This window comes from Craterilacuibacter sp. RT1T (genome assembly GCF_023502145.1).
Classification (GTDB): domain Bacteria; phylum Pseudomonadota; class Gammaproteobacteria; order Burkholderiales; family Chromobacteriaceae; genus Craterilacuibacter.
Map to the genome: position 1 here is coordinate 35,765 of NZ_JAMFLI010000009.1, position 14,634 is coordinate 50,398.

12 protein-coding genes and 1 tRNA gene are annotated in these 14,634 nt (G+C 61.2%); 6 read left to right on the forward strand and 7 right to left on the reverse strand.

Features of this window, described 5'->3' with window-relative positions; all coding sequences use genetic code 11:
* Positions 1 to 271 precede the first annotated feature (271 nt).
* Entirely contained in the window at positions 272 to 1,024 is a 753-nt protein-coding gene (locus M3P88_RS12830) for a c-type cytochrome (RefSeq protein ID WP_249616405.1), read from the reverse strand.
* Positions 1,025 to 1,149: 125 nt separating this feature from the next.
* Between M3P88_RS12830 and M3P88_RS12835 the strand changes: the two genes are divergently transcribed.
* A tRNA-Arg gene (locus M3P88_RS12835) sits at positions 1,150 to 1,226 on the forward strand.
* 58 nt (positions 1,227 to 1,284) lie between these two features.
* Here the strand turns inward: M3P88_RS12835 and M3P88_RS12840 are convergent.
* From M3P88_RS12840 to M3P88_RS12850, 3 genes are all read right to left on the reverse strand, one after another.
* Positions 1,285 to 1,557, reverse strand: a complete 273-nt coding sequence (locus M3P88_RS12840; RefSeq protein WP_249616406.1) for a zinc-binding metallopeptidase family protein — start codon at positions 1,555 to 1,557, stop codon at positions 1,285 to 1,287.
* Between the two features lie 38 nt (positions 1,558 to 1,595).
* Positions 1,596 to 2,348 carry an oxamate carbamoyltransferase subunit AllH family protein gene (locus M3P88_RS12845; RefSeq protein ID WP_249616407.1) on the reverse strand — a complete coding sequence of 251 codons (753 nt, stop codon included), beginning with the start codon at positions 2,346 to 2,348 and terminating at the stop codon, positions 1,596 to 1,598.
* Between the two features lie 91 nt (positions 2,349 to 2,439).
* A complete protein-coding gene (locus tag M3P88_RS12850) occupies positions 2,440 to 3,111 on the reverse strand; it encodes a cysteine hydrolase family protein (RefSeq protein ID WP_249616408.1) in 672 nt (223 codons plus the stop codon).
* 230 nt (positions 3,112 to 3,341) lie between these two features.
* Between M3P88_RS12850 and M3P88_RS12855 the strand changes: the two genes are divergently transcribed.
* From M3P88_RS12855 to M3P88_RS12875, 5 genes are all read left to right on the forward strand, one after another.
* Entirely contained in the window at positions 3,342 to 4,259 is a 918-nt protein-coding gene (locus tag M3P88_RS12855; protein WP_249616409.1) for a LysR substrate-binding domain-containing protein, read from the forward strand.
* A 145-nt stretch (positions 4,260 to 4,404) separates the two neighbouring features.
* Positions 4,405 to 5,976 carry a SulP family inorganic anion transporter gene (locus tag M3P88_RS12860; RefSeq protein ID WP_249616410.1) on the forward strand — a complete coding sequence of 524 codons (1,572 nt, stop codon included), beginning with the start codon at positions 4,405 to 4,407 and terminating at the stop codon, positions 5,974 to 5,976.
* Positions 5,977 to 6,060: 84 nt separating this feature from the next.
* Positions 6,061 to 7,620: a xanthine permease gene (locus M3P88_RS12865; protein WP_249616411.1), complete on the forward strand. Its 1,560-nt coding sequence runs from the start codon at positions 6,061 to 6,063 to the stop codon at positions 7,618 to 7,620.
* Between the two features lie 68 nt (positions 7,621 to 7,688).
* Positions 7,689 to 9,233, forward strand: coding sequence for an acyl-CoA synthetase FdrA (gene fdrA / locus M3P88_RS12870; RefSeq protein ID WP_249616412.1), 1,545 nt, complete (start codon positions 7,689 to 7,691; stop codon positions 9,231 to 9,233).
* 50 nt (positions 9,234 to 9,283) lie between these two features.
* Positions 9,284 to 10,690, forward strand: coding sequence for a YlbE family protein (locus M3P88_RS12875; protein ID WP_249616413.1), 1,407 nt, complete (start codon positions 9,284 to 9,286; stop codon positions 10,688 to 10,690).
* A 69-nt stretch (positions 10,691 to 10,759) separates the two neighbouring features.
* Here M3P88_RS12875 and pepT read toward each other — a convergent pair whose 3' ends face one another.
* The 3 genes from pepT to M3P88_RS12890 all read right to left on the reverse strand — a co-directional run bounded on the left by pepT (position 10,760) and on the right by M3P88_RS12890 (position 14,621).
* Complete coding sequence (gene pepT, locus M3P88_RS12880) at positions 10,760 to 11,980, reverse strand: peptidase T (RefSeq protein WP_249616414.1); 1,221 nt, start codon at positions 11,978 to 11,980, stop codon at positions 10,760 to 10,762.
* Positions 11,981 to 12,058: 78 nt separating this feature from the next.
* Positions 12,059 to 13,645, reverse strand: coding sequence for an AbgT family transporter (locus M3P88_RS12885; RefSeq protein WP_249616415.1), 1,587 nt, complete (start codon positions 13,643 to 13,645; stop codon positions 12,059 to 12,061).
* A 172-nt stretch (positions 13,646 to 13,817) separates the two neighbouring features.
* A complete protein-coding gene (locus tag M3P88_RS12890; RefSeq protein WP_249616416.1) occupies positions 13,818 to 14,621 on the reverse strand; it encodes a class I SAM-dependent methyltransferase in 804 nt (267 codons plus the stop codon).
* Positions 14,622 to 14,634 lie beyond the last annotated feature (13 nt).

Consider the following 14,634-nt stretch of genomic DNA (forward strand, 5'->3'; position numbering starts at 1 on the left):
GGCGACCACAGTCCGGAAAATGACTGAGACGTGCCTGCTGCATGGTCATGCTACGCGCTGGCACGACCACTCGGGCCAGGCCGAAAAAACACTGTACGCTCTGTTTGACAGGCAACAAACCATTAAGCGGCAGATGCAATAAGCCTGTAAGCCGCTAATAGATACATAGAATCCGGATTATCGCCCCCTCTGGGAATTATCCCGTTTTCTGGTTTTATATATCCAATAAAAAAACGCCGCGAAAAGCGGCGTTTTTGCATATCAGCCAAACTTATTTGGCGGCGTTGACCATGTACTCCACGGCGGCCTTGAATTCGTCGTCCGGGCCGGTAAAGCCACCTTTAGGTGGCATCGCATTCAGACCCTTGGTCGAAATGGCGATAACCTCGGCCAAGCCCGGCTTCAGGCGTGGTGCCCAGGCTGCCTTGTCGCCGAACTTGGGCGCACCGGCGACACCTGTTGCATGGCAAGCCACACACACTGCGTCATAAACCTTCTTGCCGGCAACGGCCGGATCCAGACCTGCCACGGCACCGGCTGGCGCAGAAGCATCCGCACCGGCAGCAGGCTCGGCAAACTTGCCGCCGCTATGATTTACCATATACACCACGGCGCGCTTGACTTCGTCGTCGGTCAGATCGGCACCACCACCTCGCGCCGGCATGGCGTTAAAGCCACTAATCGCATGGGTAAACAGCATCGCCTCACCCTTGCCGATACGTGGCGCCCAAGCTGCGTTATCGCCAAACTTGGGCGAACCGGCCAGACCTGCAGCATGGCAAGATGCGCAAAGCGCGGTGTAAACACCTTCGCCGGTACGCGAACCTGGCGGATCACCGGCTACCGATTCACCCACCGGCTTCAGGCGAGCGGCAACGGCCTCTTTAGTCATCACCTCGGCGTTGACGTCAAAACCACTGGTTGCCAGTTTGGCCAGCAGATAGATCACAACCACCACGAAGGCGATAATGCCCACGAGCACTTTGATAAGCTGTGCTGGAGCCATCTTGTTTTCGTTACTCATACGGTCCCGCCTGATGAAGATAAATGACAATTACAATCGGACGCGATTATACGCAATGTGCATCGACATGGGAAGAAACCCATGCTGGACTGTAGGCCTTTGATCAGCTATTATCGCGCCCTAATGCATCCGTAGCTCAGTTGGATAGAGTGTCAGTTTCCGAAGCTGAAGGTCACAGGTTCGATCCCTGTCGGGTGCACCAGAATGCCGAAAGCCTGCAAGTCAAACTTGCAGGCTTTTTTCATTGCACGCTCGCCGGGTTAGCGTTTAGCCGCCAGCTCGACAATGCGCCGCGTCAGCGCATAGGATTTTTCAAACGACTGCATCGGCAGAAACTCGTAGATCGAGTGGAAGTTGTGCGCGCCGGTGAAGTAGTTCGGCGTGCATACGCCGCGCGGCGACAAGGCCGAGCCATCGGTGCCGCCACGCATGGCGATCACCTTGGGCGCGATGCCCAGTTCGGCCATACCGGCAAAGATCAGGTCGATGGCGCGGCGGTCATCGCCCAGCGACTGAACGATATTGGCGTACATATCGTTCACCTGCTACGCGACACGCCACTGTCGGACTATCATTTAGCGGCTATGCTTGCCCAGCCCAAAGCCGAGAGACCGGCCAAGCATCCTGCCAAAGTATCCATTCCAGAACTTGAACCATGTGCCAACAAATCGGTAGCACTGCACTCGATGGCGCGCCCATCTTCCTCTGCCAGCACCTGCAATAGGCGACACGTCAAAGGGCTAAAAATCCCGTCACCTGCGAGCAGCAGGTAATCCTGACTTACGCGCGTGGTTTGCCCTATAAGCGGAAGAATGGCGGCGCTCAGCTCGGCAAAAAGCGGATGGTGCATCGCATACAAAACAGCCAGCAAGCCGCACAAGAAGTCGTCACCCGCCGGGGTCAGCCCTGCTCCCAGCCCCACAATGCGGCGGCATGGTGCCTGACAGGGCTCGCAGGCAAACAAGGCCTGCACACAATCATCAAGCAGCGGACGCACCCAAGGATGCATGCAATTAAGCTCACTGACAGGACGTTGCCTGGCAAACTGTTGTAAACAGTCCGTCAATAACGTCAACCGCAGCACGCTGTCGGGAGATCGGATCAATCGTTGCGGCCGATACGCCGCCGGGTCCGCAATAGTGGCGGGGCCCGCCAGCGTCAGATGGCCGATCTGCAGCAGCTCGCCGCGCCGCTCGACCCGATCCCCTACGTCAAACCAGCTAGGAAAACCGGCATCTCCGGGTAAAGCAAGCGCCAAAGCGTGCGCCTGCAAAGGCAAGCGCACGTCCAGCAACGGCAATAGCAGGGCATGCCCATCGAGCATGAGATTGCAGCTATGTGCATACACACTGTGCACACGGCCGCAACCAACCCGATGCCATGCACAAGGGCCGGCCGCTAGCAGATAAGGCTGATCAGCCTGCGATGGCTTCAATGATGCTGTCCGAATCGCTGACCCAACCAAAAATCCCCCCCTGTGCCTTGATCATTTCCAGTGCGACACGGTGGAACTCAGGGAAATAGCTCGCCACGCAATCAGAAGGAACAATGCACTCGTAACCACGATCATTGCCTTCCCGTACGGTGGTATGCACGCAGACCTCAACCGTCACACCACACACGATCAGCGTCTGGATCTCGCGATTACGCAGCAACAGATCCAGGTCAGTTGCAAAAAAAGCACCTTTACCCGGCTTGTCGACCACCGGCTCGCCTTCTATCGGATAAAGCTCAGGAATGATGTCGTGACCGTATTCACCACGAACCAAGATGCGCCCCATCGGGCCCTTATCGCCTATGCCGCACTCGAGGCCGCCACGCAGACGCTTGGCCGGTGGACAATCGCTCATATCGGGGCGATGACCTTCGCGGGTGTGCACGACGAACATGCCGGCACTACGTGCTGCAGCCAGCAGGCGACGGCATGGCTCTATGGTCGAACGCAATAGCGATACGTCGTTGCCCAGCATTTCACCGAAACCACCAGGCTCAACAAAGTCACGCTGCATGTCGATCATGATGAGGGCACTACGGCTGGGGTCGAACTCCAATTCATACGGTTCGGCCTTGATGCTTTTCAGGGTCATGCTTTTTCTCCAATCGATTATTGGCGTCCGGCCCGTCAAGGCCGGAAAAATAGAGAGGGCGCCGAATGAAACCGGTGCAGGACAGGCAATGCAGCGAGTGTAGTCCCGCACGCAGCAATCGAAACCGAAAGAAATTGCAGACACCTAGACTGCAGCGACAAATTTTTTGCATCACATAAAAACCATTCAATCCCTTATGATGCAAGCTCAATTTTTGTCGAGAACCACACATGATTATCCAGACCGAGGCCCTGCGTGTAGTGGAAACTGTCGCCCGTTACCGCAGCTTCACTGCGGCTGCCGAGCGCTTACATAAGGTTCCCTCCGCGATCAGCTATACGGTGCGCAAACTGGAGGAAAACATTGGCACCCAACTGTTTACCCGGGAAGGTAAACAAGTAGAGCTGACAAGTGAAGGACGCTACTTTCTCGATCACGCCCGTGACATTCTGCGCGATCTGGAAATGCTGCAAGCCGATATCACCCAGTTACACGGCGGTGTGGAAAAGCAATTGCGCATCGGCCTAAATAACCTGCTCAACGACGAGCCGCTGGCCGAAATGGCCGGAGAGCTACAACAGCGCTTTCCAGCCTGCCAGCAGTCCTACCGGACCGAGGTGTACAACGGCGTGTGGGATGCGCTGCTCGACAAGCGCATCGATTTGGCACTAGGGGCGCCCAATGTACTGCCACAAGGAGCAGACCTCAAATATCTGCCGATGGGCGAAGTGCACTGGGATTTCGTACTCAGCCCACAACACCCGCTGGCAGCGGAACAGGGCGTACTCGGCAGCCGTGAACTGGCAGCCTATCCGGCCATTTCGGTCATGGATACATCAATGAGTCTATCCAAGAAAGAGACTTGGTTGATCAAAGGCCAAAGAGTGATCTACGTTCCGGACTCCGCCAGCAAACTCAGAATGCTGGTTGCCGGTGCTGGCATCAGTTTTATGCCGCGCCATTTGTGTGCAGCCGCCGTCCACCGCGGTCTACTGCTACGCAAGAATGTGTCTTCTCCCAAACCACCCACACAAATTATGGCGGCCTGGCACCGCCGCCATAAAGGCAAGGTACTGGCGGCCGTTGTGGAAAAGCTGGCCGAGCCAAGCTTTCTGCGGCGCTGGCTGGCAGACAACTATCAATTGTGAGTATCGTGCAAAATTTTTGATTACAAAGCGTTTGACAGCGCAATATTTTGTAGCGGCAGCCACGGCTTGATCTTAATCAAACTTTAGGGAGGAGGGGGAAGCTTAGACTGCGCGCCATTGATTGCTCCAGCAAGGCAGGTTGACCATGACGCAACAGACTCCGGCAGGCGGCTCCCAGCCATTGCAGGCGAGCGCATTTGCCCCGCGCAACTGGGTGGCGGGTGACCTGAATGCACTGTTCGGTCTGGGCACCAATAATCTGCTCAACCTACTGGTACTCACCGGCCTGTTGCTGGGCGTGGTGGAGGTACCGGCGGAATTGGTATTCGGTCGCATCCTGCCCGCGGTCGGGGTCATGCTATTTTTAACGAACTGCTACTATGCTTGGCTTGCGCGCGATCTAGCCTTGAAAACCGGACGCGACGATGTCACCGCCCTACCCTCCGGGGCCAGCGTGCCGCATATGTTCATTGTGGTCATGGTCGTGATGCTGCCCGTAAAGATCACGACCGGCGACCCGATCAAGGCGTGGCATGCCGGTGTGGCCTGGGTCTTTCTCGAAGGGCTGGTCATTATCGCCGGCGCCTTTGTCGCCCCGCTAATTCGTCGCCTCACCCCTAGCGCAGCCTTGCTTGGCACACTAGCAGGCGTCTCGATCGCCTTCATCTCGCTCAAACCGATGATGGAAATTTTCATCAATCCGTGGATTGGCCTGCCGGCACTGATCATCATCCTAGGAGGCTGGTTTGCCGGCGTGCGCTTCCCCTTCGGCCTGCCGGCGGCACTCGTTGCAGTCCTCGTCGGAATACTGGCGGCCGCATTTACTGGCCAGATGGCCCTCGACCAGATCGGCAACGCCTTTGAACATGTCGGCATCCATCTACCGCTGCCACAATTAAGTGCCATTTTTGGTGGATTGGAAAGCATATGGCCGCTTCTGGTCACAGCCATTCCCTTTGGCGTCTACGACTTCATCGAAGCGATGAACAATGTAGAAAGTGCCGAAAAGGGCGGCGACAGCTACCCGCTGCGCAAGGTGCTGGTCGCGCTGGGCTGCACTAGCCTGATCGGCACCTTGCTGGGCAGCCCGTTCGCCAACGCCGTGTATATCGGCCACCCCGGCTGGAAGCAAGCCGGCGGGCGCATCGGCTACTCGCTGGCGACCGGCCTGCTGATCCTCGCCGTCTGCCTGCTAGGCGTGGTGCCGGTGCTGCTCTCGCTGATTCCGCTACCTGCTGTGCTACCCATCCTGCTCTATATCAGTCTCTTAGTCGCCGCGCAGGCATTCCAGACCAACCCCAGCCGCTATGCGCCGGCCATCGTGTTCGCGATGGTGCCCCACTTCGCCGCCTGGGGGCTAACTCTGGTTGACGGCAGTCTGGACGCAGCCGGCCTGAGCGCGACCGGCATCGGCAACGAACTGGCTCAGCGTGGCATTCTGTATGAAGGCATGGCGCGGCTGGGACAGGGGGCCATCCTCAGCGGCCTCATCTTCGGCGCAATCACCGTATTCCTGATCGACCGCCGCTTCCGCCATGCGGCAGGCTATGCACTGGCTGGCGCTGCACTAAGCTTTTTCGGTTTTATCCACGGCCCGGCCATCGGCTGGGCGGTAACCCCCGAGATGGCTGGCGCCTATGTACTGGTTGCCCTGCTGTGCTGGCTATTCCAGTACTGCCCCAATGTTCCGAGCAACGGGGAGGCACACAGCCACTAAAACTTGTAAAACCATGGATGCCCGGCGTGAACCGGTGAAGGACAGGCAAATCTTTCGACCCAAGTTCACACCAGGAATCCGAACATGAGTACAACAACCCCAAACACCGGCCATGCCGGTAACGGGCCGCGGCTGTGGAGCCGCGGCGATCTGGACGGCTTTTTCGGCCTGTTCAGCAACTCGCTGGCCAACACGCTGACCGCAGTGTTCCTGCTGTCGGTGGTACTGGCGCTGCCGGGCGACATCGTCTGGCAGGGCATCGTGCCGGGCTTCGGCGTCACGTTGGCCTTCGGCAACATCTTCCTCGCCTGGCAGGCATGGAAACTCGGCAAGAAGGAAGGCCGCGACAGCGTGACCGCGCTGCCTTACGGCCTGTCGGTGCCGCACTACTTCATCGTGACCTTCGCGATCATGATGCCCATCATCGCCAAGACCGGCGACGCCAAACTGGCGTGGGGCATCGCGATGGCGTGGACCTTCGTGCACGGCATCGTGGTCGCGATCGGCGCCTTCGTCGGTGACTGGCTGCGCCGCGTGACCCCGCGCGCCGCGATGCTGGGCACGCTGGCGGGCATGGCCGTGTCGTATATCGCGCTGACCCCGTCGTTCCGCGTGTACGACGCTGCCTGGCTCGGCCTGATCTGCTTCGGTATCCTGCTGTTCGGCTGGCTGGCCAATATCAAGATGCCGTTCAAGCTGCCGGCCGGCCTGCTGGCGATCTTTGTCGGCACCATCCTGGGCTGGGTGACCGGCTATATGAAGGTCGAACCCCTGATCGCCGCCACCCAGACCGTCGGCTTCAACATGCCGCTGATGCATCTGGACGTGCTGATGCTGGGCTTCGCCAATGTCGGCCCCTACGTGGTGTCGGCGATCCCGCTGGCGGTTTACCTGTTCATGGAAACCCTGATGAACGTCGAGAGCGCAGAAGTGGCCGGCGACAAGTACAGCGCCCGCTCGATCTGCCTCGGTGCAGCAGGCGGCACGCTGGTGGGCGCGCTGTTCGGCTCGGTCGTGCCGACGCTGGTGTATATCGGCCACCCGGGCTGGAAGCAGGCCGGCGGGCGCATCGGCTACTCGTGGGCGACCGGCGTGGCCATGCTGCTGCTGTGCAGCTTCGGCATGATCAACATCCTGCTCAACATCATCCCGATCGTCGCCATCCTGCCGATCCTGATGTACATCGCCATGCTGATCCTGTCGCAGGCCTTCCGCGAGACGCCTAAGGCGCATGCGCCGGCCGTGGCCATCGCGCTGATCCCGTGGCTGGCCGACTGGGTGAAGGTCACCATCGACAACACGCTGAACGCCGCCGGCACCTCGGTCGCGCAACTGGGTGCCGACAAGCTGGCCGCCAGCGGCGTGTTCTACGATGGCATGGCCGTGCTCGGCGCCAGCGCGATCCTGGTCGCGATGATGCTGGCCGCCATCGTCGCCCGCGTGATCGACCGCAACTACCTGCACGCCGCGATCTTCGGCTTTATCGCCGCTGCGATGTCCTTCTTCGGCGTGATCCACGCCACCGGTTTCGGCTTCGGCATGGCGACCGGCCCGGCTATCGGTTATCTCGCGATCGGCGCCGGCTGCCTGCTGTTCCACTACACGCAGGGCAGCCAGCCCAGCCCGTCCGACGACGCGCCCTGATCCTGCACCATCCTACTTAAGAACACACTACGCGGGCTGCCGGAAACGGCAGCCCGGGGAGAAATGACATGTCTTTGCACCTGGCCATTTTGCGCAATCAGTACCGCGATTCGGTCGCGCTGATGCAACTGTCAGCCGCCCTCGCCAAACTGGAAGGAATTACCCAGGCTTCGGCCGTGATGGCGACGCCAGCCAATCTGGAACTGCTGACCCGCGCCGGTCTGCTTGCCGACGCCCCCGATGCAGCACCCAATGATCTATTGATCGCCTTGCAAGGAGATGAAGGCGCATTCGAAGCCGCGCTGGCCAACGCCCGCCAGGCACTGGATGCCAAAGGCGGCAAGGGCGGCAGCGGCCCGGCCGCGCTGCCGGCCAATTCCCTGACCATGGCCCTGGAACGCCAACCAGACAGCAACCTGGCGCTGATCTCGGTGCCCGGCCAGTACGCCACCGCCGAGGCCGAGAAGGCGCTACGCGCCGGCCTCAACGTGATGCTGTTCTCCGACAATGTATCGGGCGCAGACGAGCGCCGCCTCAAGCTGCTGGCAACCGAACTTGGCCGCATCGTGATGGGGCCGGACTGCGGCACCGCCATCATCCACGGCGTGCCGCTGGCCTTCGCCAACGTCTGCCGTCAGGGCTCCATCGGTTGCGTCGGCGCTTCCGGCACCGGCTTGCAACAAGTGACGGTGCTGATCGACCGGCTGGGCGAAGGCGTCAGCCAGGCCATCGGCACCGGAGGTCACGACCTGCATGCCAGCATCGGTGGCCTGTCCATGCTCGCAGGCATCCGCGCACTCAAAGAAGATGAAACGACCCGCGTCATCGTACTGGTCTCCAAGCCGCCGGCAGAAGACGTCGCACGCGCCGTGCTCGACGCAGCCATCAGCACCGGCAAGCCGGTTGTGGTCAACTTCCTTGGCGCCGATCCGGCACGCCTGCCGCAGCATCCGCAACTGCACTACGCCTCGACACTGCAAAGCGCAGCACAGATGGCGGTGGCGCTGGTACGCGGCCAGCGCCCGGCTGACCAGGCGCCAGCCCTGGATGCGGCACTGGCCAGCGGCGCACGCACCCTGCTAGGCGCGCAACAGCGCCAGCTGCGCGGCCTGTATTCGGGCGGCACCTTCTGCTACGAGGCCACGCTGATGCTGGGCGGCGCGCTGCCCGGCCTGCATTCGAACACGCCGACGGCCAGCGTACCGGCACCGGACGATGTCTGGGAAGTCCGTGGCCACAGCCTGATCGATCTGGGCGACGACGAATTTACCCGTGGCCGTCCGCACCCGATGATCGACCACCGCCTGCGCAACGAACGCTTTATTGCCGCGGCAGCCGATCCGGCCGTCGCCGTAATCCTGTTCGACATCGTGCTGGGCTTTGGTGCACATGAAAGCCCGCTGGAGGCCATGCGCGACACGCTGCTCGAAGTGCGCGCGATGGCGCGCGAGGCAGGACGTACCGTGCATCTGGTTGCGACCGTATGCGGCACCAATGCCGACCCGCAAAACTACGCACGCCAGTGGGAAGGCTTCGCCGAGCTGGGCGTGATGCTGACCGCCAGCAACGCCGAAGCCGTCGCACTGGCCCGCGCCATCGTCGCCGACCTGTAAAAAAACCGCAGGCCGTCCTGTGGACGGCCTCGCCCCGTGAAGGATTCACCATGAGCACACTTTTCGGCGACAAACTCGCCATCGTCAATCTGGGGCTGGCCTCGTTCGCCGATGCTGCCCACACGCAAGGTGCCGACGTCATTCACCCCGAGTGGCAGCCACCAGCCGCCGGCGAACGCGACACCGGTCTGGCACTGGCCAGCCTGTTCCAGCACCCCAAGGTCGAAGCCGCCAACCAGCAAGCTTACACAGCCTACCTTGCCAGCCAGCCGGCCTGGGTTGGCATGGATCGCGCCCTGGCTGCCATTCCCGGCATGGGCGCCCGCATGATTCTGCACTCGGGCCCGCCAATTGCATGGGGCGAGATGTGCGGCCCGGTACAGGGCGCGATCATCGGCGCCATCCTGTTCGAAGGCTGGGCAGACAGCCCGGCAGCGGCGCGCACGCTCGCCCAGAGCGGCGAAATTGCCTTCGAGCCTTGCCAGCATCACCACACCGTCGGTCCGATGGGCGGCATCATCAGCCCGTCGATGCCTGTGTTCGTGGTGTGCGACAGCGAGCACGGCCACCTGACCTTCTCCAATATGAACGAAGGCTTGGGCAAGGTGCTGCGCTTTGGTGCCTACTCGGATGATGTGCTGGAGCGCCTAGCGTGGATGCGCGACGAGTTGGCACCGGTACTGGGCCTGGCCATCGCCAGCGTGGGCGGCATTGAGCTGAAGCCGCTGATGGCGCAGGCGCTGCATATGGGCGACGAGGTGCACAACCGCAACGCCGCCGCCACCGGCCTGCTCCTGAAGAAGCTGGTACCGGCCATCCTGCGTCTCGATATCGACGCCGAACTCAAGGCGCGAGCGATCGAGTTCGTCTCGGCCAACGACCATTTCTTCCTCAACCTGTCGATGGCGGCATGCAAGGCCATGCTGGTCGCAGCAGAAGGCATACCTGGCTCGAGCATGGTTACGGCCATGGGGCGCAATGGCGTTGAATTCGGCATTCGCCTCTCCGGCACCGGCGACACCTGGTTCACCGCACCGGCACCGGTTGTACACGGTCTGTTCTTCTCCGGCTACAGCGCAGACGATGCCGCGCCGGATCTGGGCGACAGCGTGATCACCGAAACCGCCGGCGTCGGCGGCTTCGCGATGGCGGCAAGCCCCGCCATCGTGCGCTTTGTCGGCGGCGCAGCCAGCGACGCGCTCGCGCACTCGCTGGCGATGCGCGAGATCACGCTGGGGCAGAACCCGGCATTCACCCTGCCCGCGCTCGACTTCGCCGGCACTGCCGCCGGCATCGACGCGCGCAAGGTGGTCGACACCGGCATCATGCCGGTGATCAACACCGGTATTGCGCACAAGGAGGCGGGGGTTGGCCAGGTCGGCGCCGGCATCACCCACGCACCGGCCGAGTGTTTCCACCAGGCGCTGCGCGCTCTGGCGGCAACCATCGCCGACTAAGGCGCTAAAAAGGGCAGACGCCGTGGTCTGCCCTTCCTGTCTTGCCTGCCCCGCTCCGGGCAGGCTTTTTTATGCCTGGACTTTGGCCGCCAGCTCGACAATGCGCCGCGTCAGCGCATAGGATTTTTCAAACGACTGCATCGGCAGAAACTCGTAAATCGAGTGGAAGTTGTGCGCGCCGGTGAAGTAGTTGGGCGTGCATACACCGCGCGGAGACAAGGCCGAGCCATCGGTGCCGCCACGCATGGCGATCACCTTGGGCGCGATGCCCAGTTCGGCCATGCCGGCAAAGATCAGGTCGATGGCGCGGCGGTCATCGCCCAGCGACTGGACGATATTGGCGTACACATCATTCACCTGATATTCGATATGCGCGCGCGGGTGACGCGCCTGCACCAGCGCCACCACTTCGCCGATATAGCGCTTGCGCGCCTCGAACGCGGCCTGATCGAAGTCGCGGATCGCCATTTTCAGCGTCGCCTGATTCGGGTTGGCCTGCATATCGGTCACCCAGAAATAGCCGTCGCGGCCGTCAGTATGCTCGGGCGTATCGGTGCGGTCGAAGTGCGCGATCAGGTCGTGCGCCACGCGAATCGGATTAACCAGTACGCCCTTGGCCGACATCGGATGCGCGGTAATGCCGCGGATGCCGATCTCGACCGAGGCGGCGTTAAAGGTTTCGTACACCACCTCGCCCTGCTCGCAGCAATCGATGGTGTAGGCAAAATCGACAGGGAAACGCGCCAGATCCAGCAGCTTGGAGCCCTTCAGACCGATTTCCTCGTCCGGCACAAAGGCCACCACAATATCGCCATGAACCTCGGGCAGATTGGCCAGCAGCGTCATCACCACGCTAATGGCCGCCTTGTCGTCGGCACCCAGCACGCTGGTGCCGTCGCTGACCAGAATCTCGTCGCCGGCATACGGGGCAATTTCAGGATGTTCGGCCACGCGCAGCCAAATATCCTTATCGGCATTCAGGCAGATATCGCTGCCGTCAAACGCCACCAGCTGCGGATGGATATCGGGCGAGATGCCGACATCCACCGTGTCCAGATGCGCGACAAAGCCGATGCGCGGCGCCCCGGGCTGATTGCCCGGCTTGCGTGCGCTCAAAATGCCGTGGGCGTCGATATAAACGTCCTCAAGGCCCAAAGCCTCAAGTTCGCTCGCCAGCAGGCGTGCCAGTTCCAGTTGGCCCGGAGTGCTGGGCACGGTGGTGGCAGTGGCATCGCTCTGGCTGGAAATGGCGACATAGCGCAAAAAGCGCTCGCGTAGTGCTTGTTTCATCGGGAATCCTTGCAAGACAAAATGGGGGTGAGGGGTCAGGCCGCAGGCCCTTCCCCTCCACACACCGCCCGCTGCGCTTTAGCGCAGCGGCGGGTAGACATAGCCGCTATTGAAGCCCAGCGGAATGTCCAGCCCCCAGAACAGATACAGCGTGCCGGTCAGCACGACCAGCAAGCCGATGGTGTAAGGCAGCATCATCGAGCACAAGGTGCCGACGCCCGCATCCTTGCAGTACTGGCGGCAGTACATCAGGATCAGCGGGTAGAAGGCGAACATCGGCGTCGACACGTTAACGGCCGAGTCCGAAATGCGGAACGCCGCCTGCGTCAGCTCGGGCGAGATGCCGACCGCCATCAGCATCGGTACGAACACCGGCGCCAGAATCGCCCACTTGGACGAAGCCGAGGTGATGACCAGGTTCAGGCAGGCGGTCAGCAAGATAATGCCGAACACGGTAAAGCCGGCCGGCATGGCCAGCCCCTTCAGGAAGTCGGCACCGGAAATGGCGATCAGCGTGCCGATATTGGACTGGGCGAACGCGTACAGAAACTGGGCGCAGAAGAAGGCAAACACCATAAACGAGATCAGCGAGCGGGTGATGTTTTCCATCGCCGCGGTCACGTCCTTCGAGCTTTTGAATTTCTTCACCGCAAAGCCGTATACCAGACCGGGAATGGCAAACATCAGGAACAACAGCGGCACGATGGCCTGCATCACCGGCGCCTTGGGGCTGGTCAGACTGCCGTCCGGTGCGCGCCACAGCGAGGTCTCCGGCCACAGCAGCAGGGCCAGCGCGCCGATCAGTGCCAACATGGTCAGGCCGGCAATACGGAAGGCCTTGCTCTCTTGTGGCGAGACATAGCGCAGATCCTGATCCTTGCCGGTGTCCAGCTCCTTATTCAGCGGTAGCGAGGCTTTCAGGCGCGGCTCGACAATGCGGTCGGTAATAAACCAGCACACCGCGATCACGCCGAAGGTGCCGCCCAGGCTGACAAAGTAGTTGCACAGCACATTGACGTCGTAAGCGGGGTCCATGATGCGCGCAGCACCCTGGGTAAAGCCCTGCATGATCGGGTCGATCGTCGACGGGGTGTAGCTGGCGGTAAAGCCACCGGCGAGCCCCGCAAACGATGCCGCAATACCGGCTAGCGGGTGGCGGCCGCAGGCGTAGAACATCATGGCGGAAACCGGCATCAGCACCACATAGGCCGAATCGGACGCCATATGGCTGAGCACGCCGATAAATACGACGGCCGGGGTGAGGATTTTTTGCGGCGTGATATTCAGCAGCTTCTTCAACAGCACCTGAATAAAGCCGCTACCCTCGGCGATGCCGATACCCAGCGTGGCGACAATGGTGATGCCCAGCGGCGGGAAGCTGATGAAGTTCTTCACCATCACGGTGACGAAGGTGGTCAGCTGCTCCGGCGACAGCATATTGACGACCTGAATGGCGTCGCCGGTCAGCGGATGGCGATAGTCAAAGCTGACAAAAGACAAGGCCCACGACAGTCCCCAGCACACAAACAAGGCGTACAGGAACAGCATGGTGATGTCGGGCAGCTTGTTGCCGACCCGTTCTATGGTATTGAGAAACCCGGTGCTTGGCGCGTGTGGCGGAGCGCTCTCGGAGATGGCAGCCATTTCTTCCTCTATATTGTTCAAGCTTCGCTTGCTCCCTTGCCATCAGCCAAATAGGCCGGCATGGCAAGGGATACGGACGGATCAATATAAAAGAAGCGTGTAGTTGCTAATTTTGATGCATATCAAGTCGTGACCGAATGATGGCCACAAAGTGCGCGCTGAAGAGAAGAAATGGCGCGACAACGCCAGCGGTTTATGGCAAGGCCCGGCCAGCGGGCACCCGCCCCCTCACCGCATGGGCCCGCGCGCTGCACAGAATACGGCCGCTGGCATCGGCCGGCAGGCGTGTGCGCATGCGTGCCTGCAGCACCGCCCTCTCCTCCGCTGCCATCGCCGACAATAAGGGTGCCACACTGGGCCCTAATAATACGGTGGCCCAATAGTCGTCAAAACTGGCAAAACTACGCTCTACGGTGATCGCGCATGTTTCCACAGCCAGCAAGCCCGCCGCCGTCCATAGCGCGTGCAATACCTCGATCCGCGAGGCCTCGGGGCTGGGCGGTTTTGACAATGTGTACCCCAGGGCGCGTATCTCGGACTGCAAGGCGTGATAGGGAAAGCCGCCGCCCGGCATATCCCACGCATAGGCGCTGACCATTCCGCCCGGGCACACCACGCGCGCCATTTCGGCCACGCCCCGCGCCGGCTCTGCCAGGAAAAAGATCACCAGCGGCATGACTGCGGCGTCGAATGTTGCCGCAGGAAAAGGCAAGGCCATGGCGTCGCCCTGACAAAACCCGGCACCGGACAAGCTTGCGCGCAGGCCGGCAAAGGCAAGCTGCGCCGCAGATGGATCGATGCCCTGTAACGCCGCAGGTGCCGTACGCTCGTCCAGCATGTGGGTAAAAGCGCCATTACCGCAACCGACGTCCAGCCAGCATAAGCCGGATGGCGGTGCCAGCCAGTCGAGAAAAACCTCCCCGGCCAGCTGGCTCCACTGTCCCATATAGCGTTCGTAGCCCGCTCCATCGTCAAAGCGGATTGGCGTGTCTGCCATGGCGATTATCCTG

Bases quoted from the DNA above. Each gene is read 5' to 3' on its own strand.
- M3P88_RS12860 (WP_249616410.1), top strand. From the start codon at position 4,405: ATGACGCAACAGACTCCGGCAGGCGGCTCCCAGCCATTGCAGGCGAGC.
- M3P88_RS12875 (WP_249616413.1), top strand. From the start codon at position 9,284: ATGAGCACACTTTTCGGCGACAAACTCGCCATCGTCAATCTGGGGCTG.
- M3P88_RS12850 (WP_249616408.1), bottom strand. From the start codon at position 3,111: ATGACCCTGAAAAGCATCAAGGCCGAACCGTATGAATTGGAGTTCGAC.
- M3P88_RS12890 (WP_249616416.1), bottom strand. From the start codon at position 14,621: ATGGCAGACACGCCAATCCGCTTTGACGATGGAGCGGGCTACGAACGC.
- M3P88_RS12855 (WP_249616409.1), top strand. From the start codon at position 3,342: ATGATTATCCAGACCGAGGCCCTGCGTGTAGTGGAAACTGTCGCCCGT.
- M3P88_RS12840 (WP_249616406.1), bottom strand. From the start codon at position 1,557: ATGTACGCCAATATCGTTCAGTCGCTGGGCGATGACCGCCGCGCCATC.
- M3P88_RS12865 (WP_249616411.1), top strand. From the start codon at position 6,061: ATGAGTACAACAACCCCAAACACCGGCCATGCCGGTAACGGGCCGCGG.
- fdrA (WP_249616412.1), top strand. From the start codon at position 7,689: ATGTCTTTGCACCTGGCCATTTTGCGCAATCAGTACCGCGATTCGGTC.
- M3P88_RS12830 (WP_249616405.1), bottom strand. From the start codon at position 1,024: ATGAGTAACGAAAACAAGATGGCTCCAGCACAGCTTATCAAAGTGCTC.
- pepT (WP_249616414.1), bottom strand. From the start codon at position 11,980: ATGAAACAAGCACTACGCGAGCGCTTTTTGCGCTATGTCGCCATTTCC.
- M3P88_RS12845 (WP_249616407.1), bottom strand. From the start codon at position 2,348: ATGCTCGATGGGCATGCCCTGCTATTGCCGTTGCTGGACGTGCGCTTG.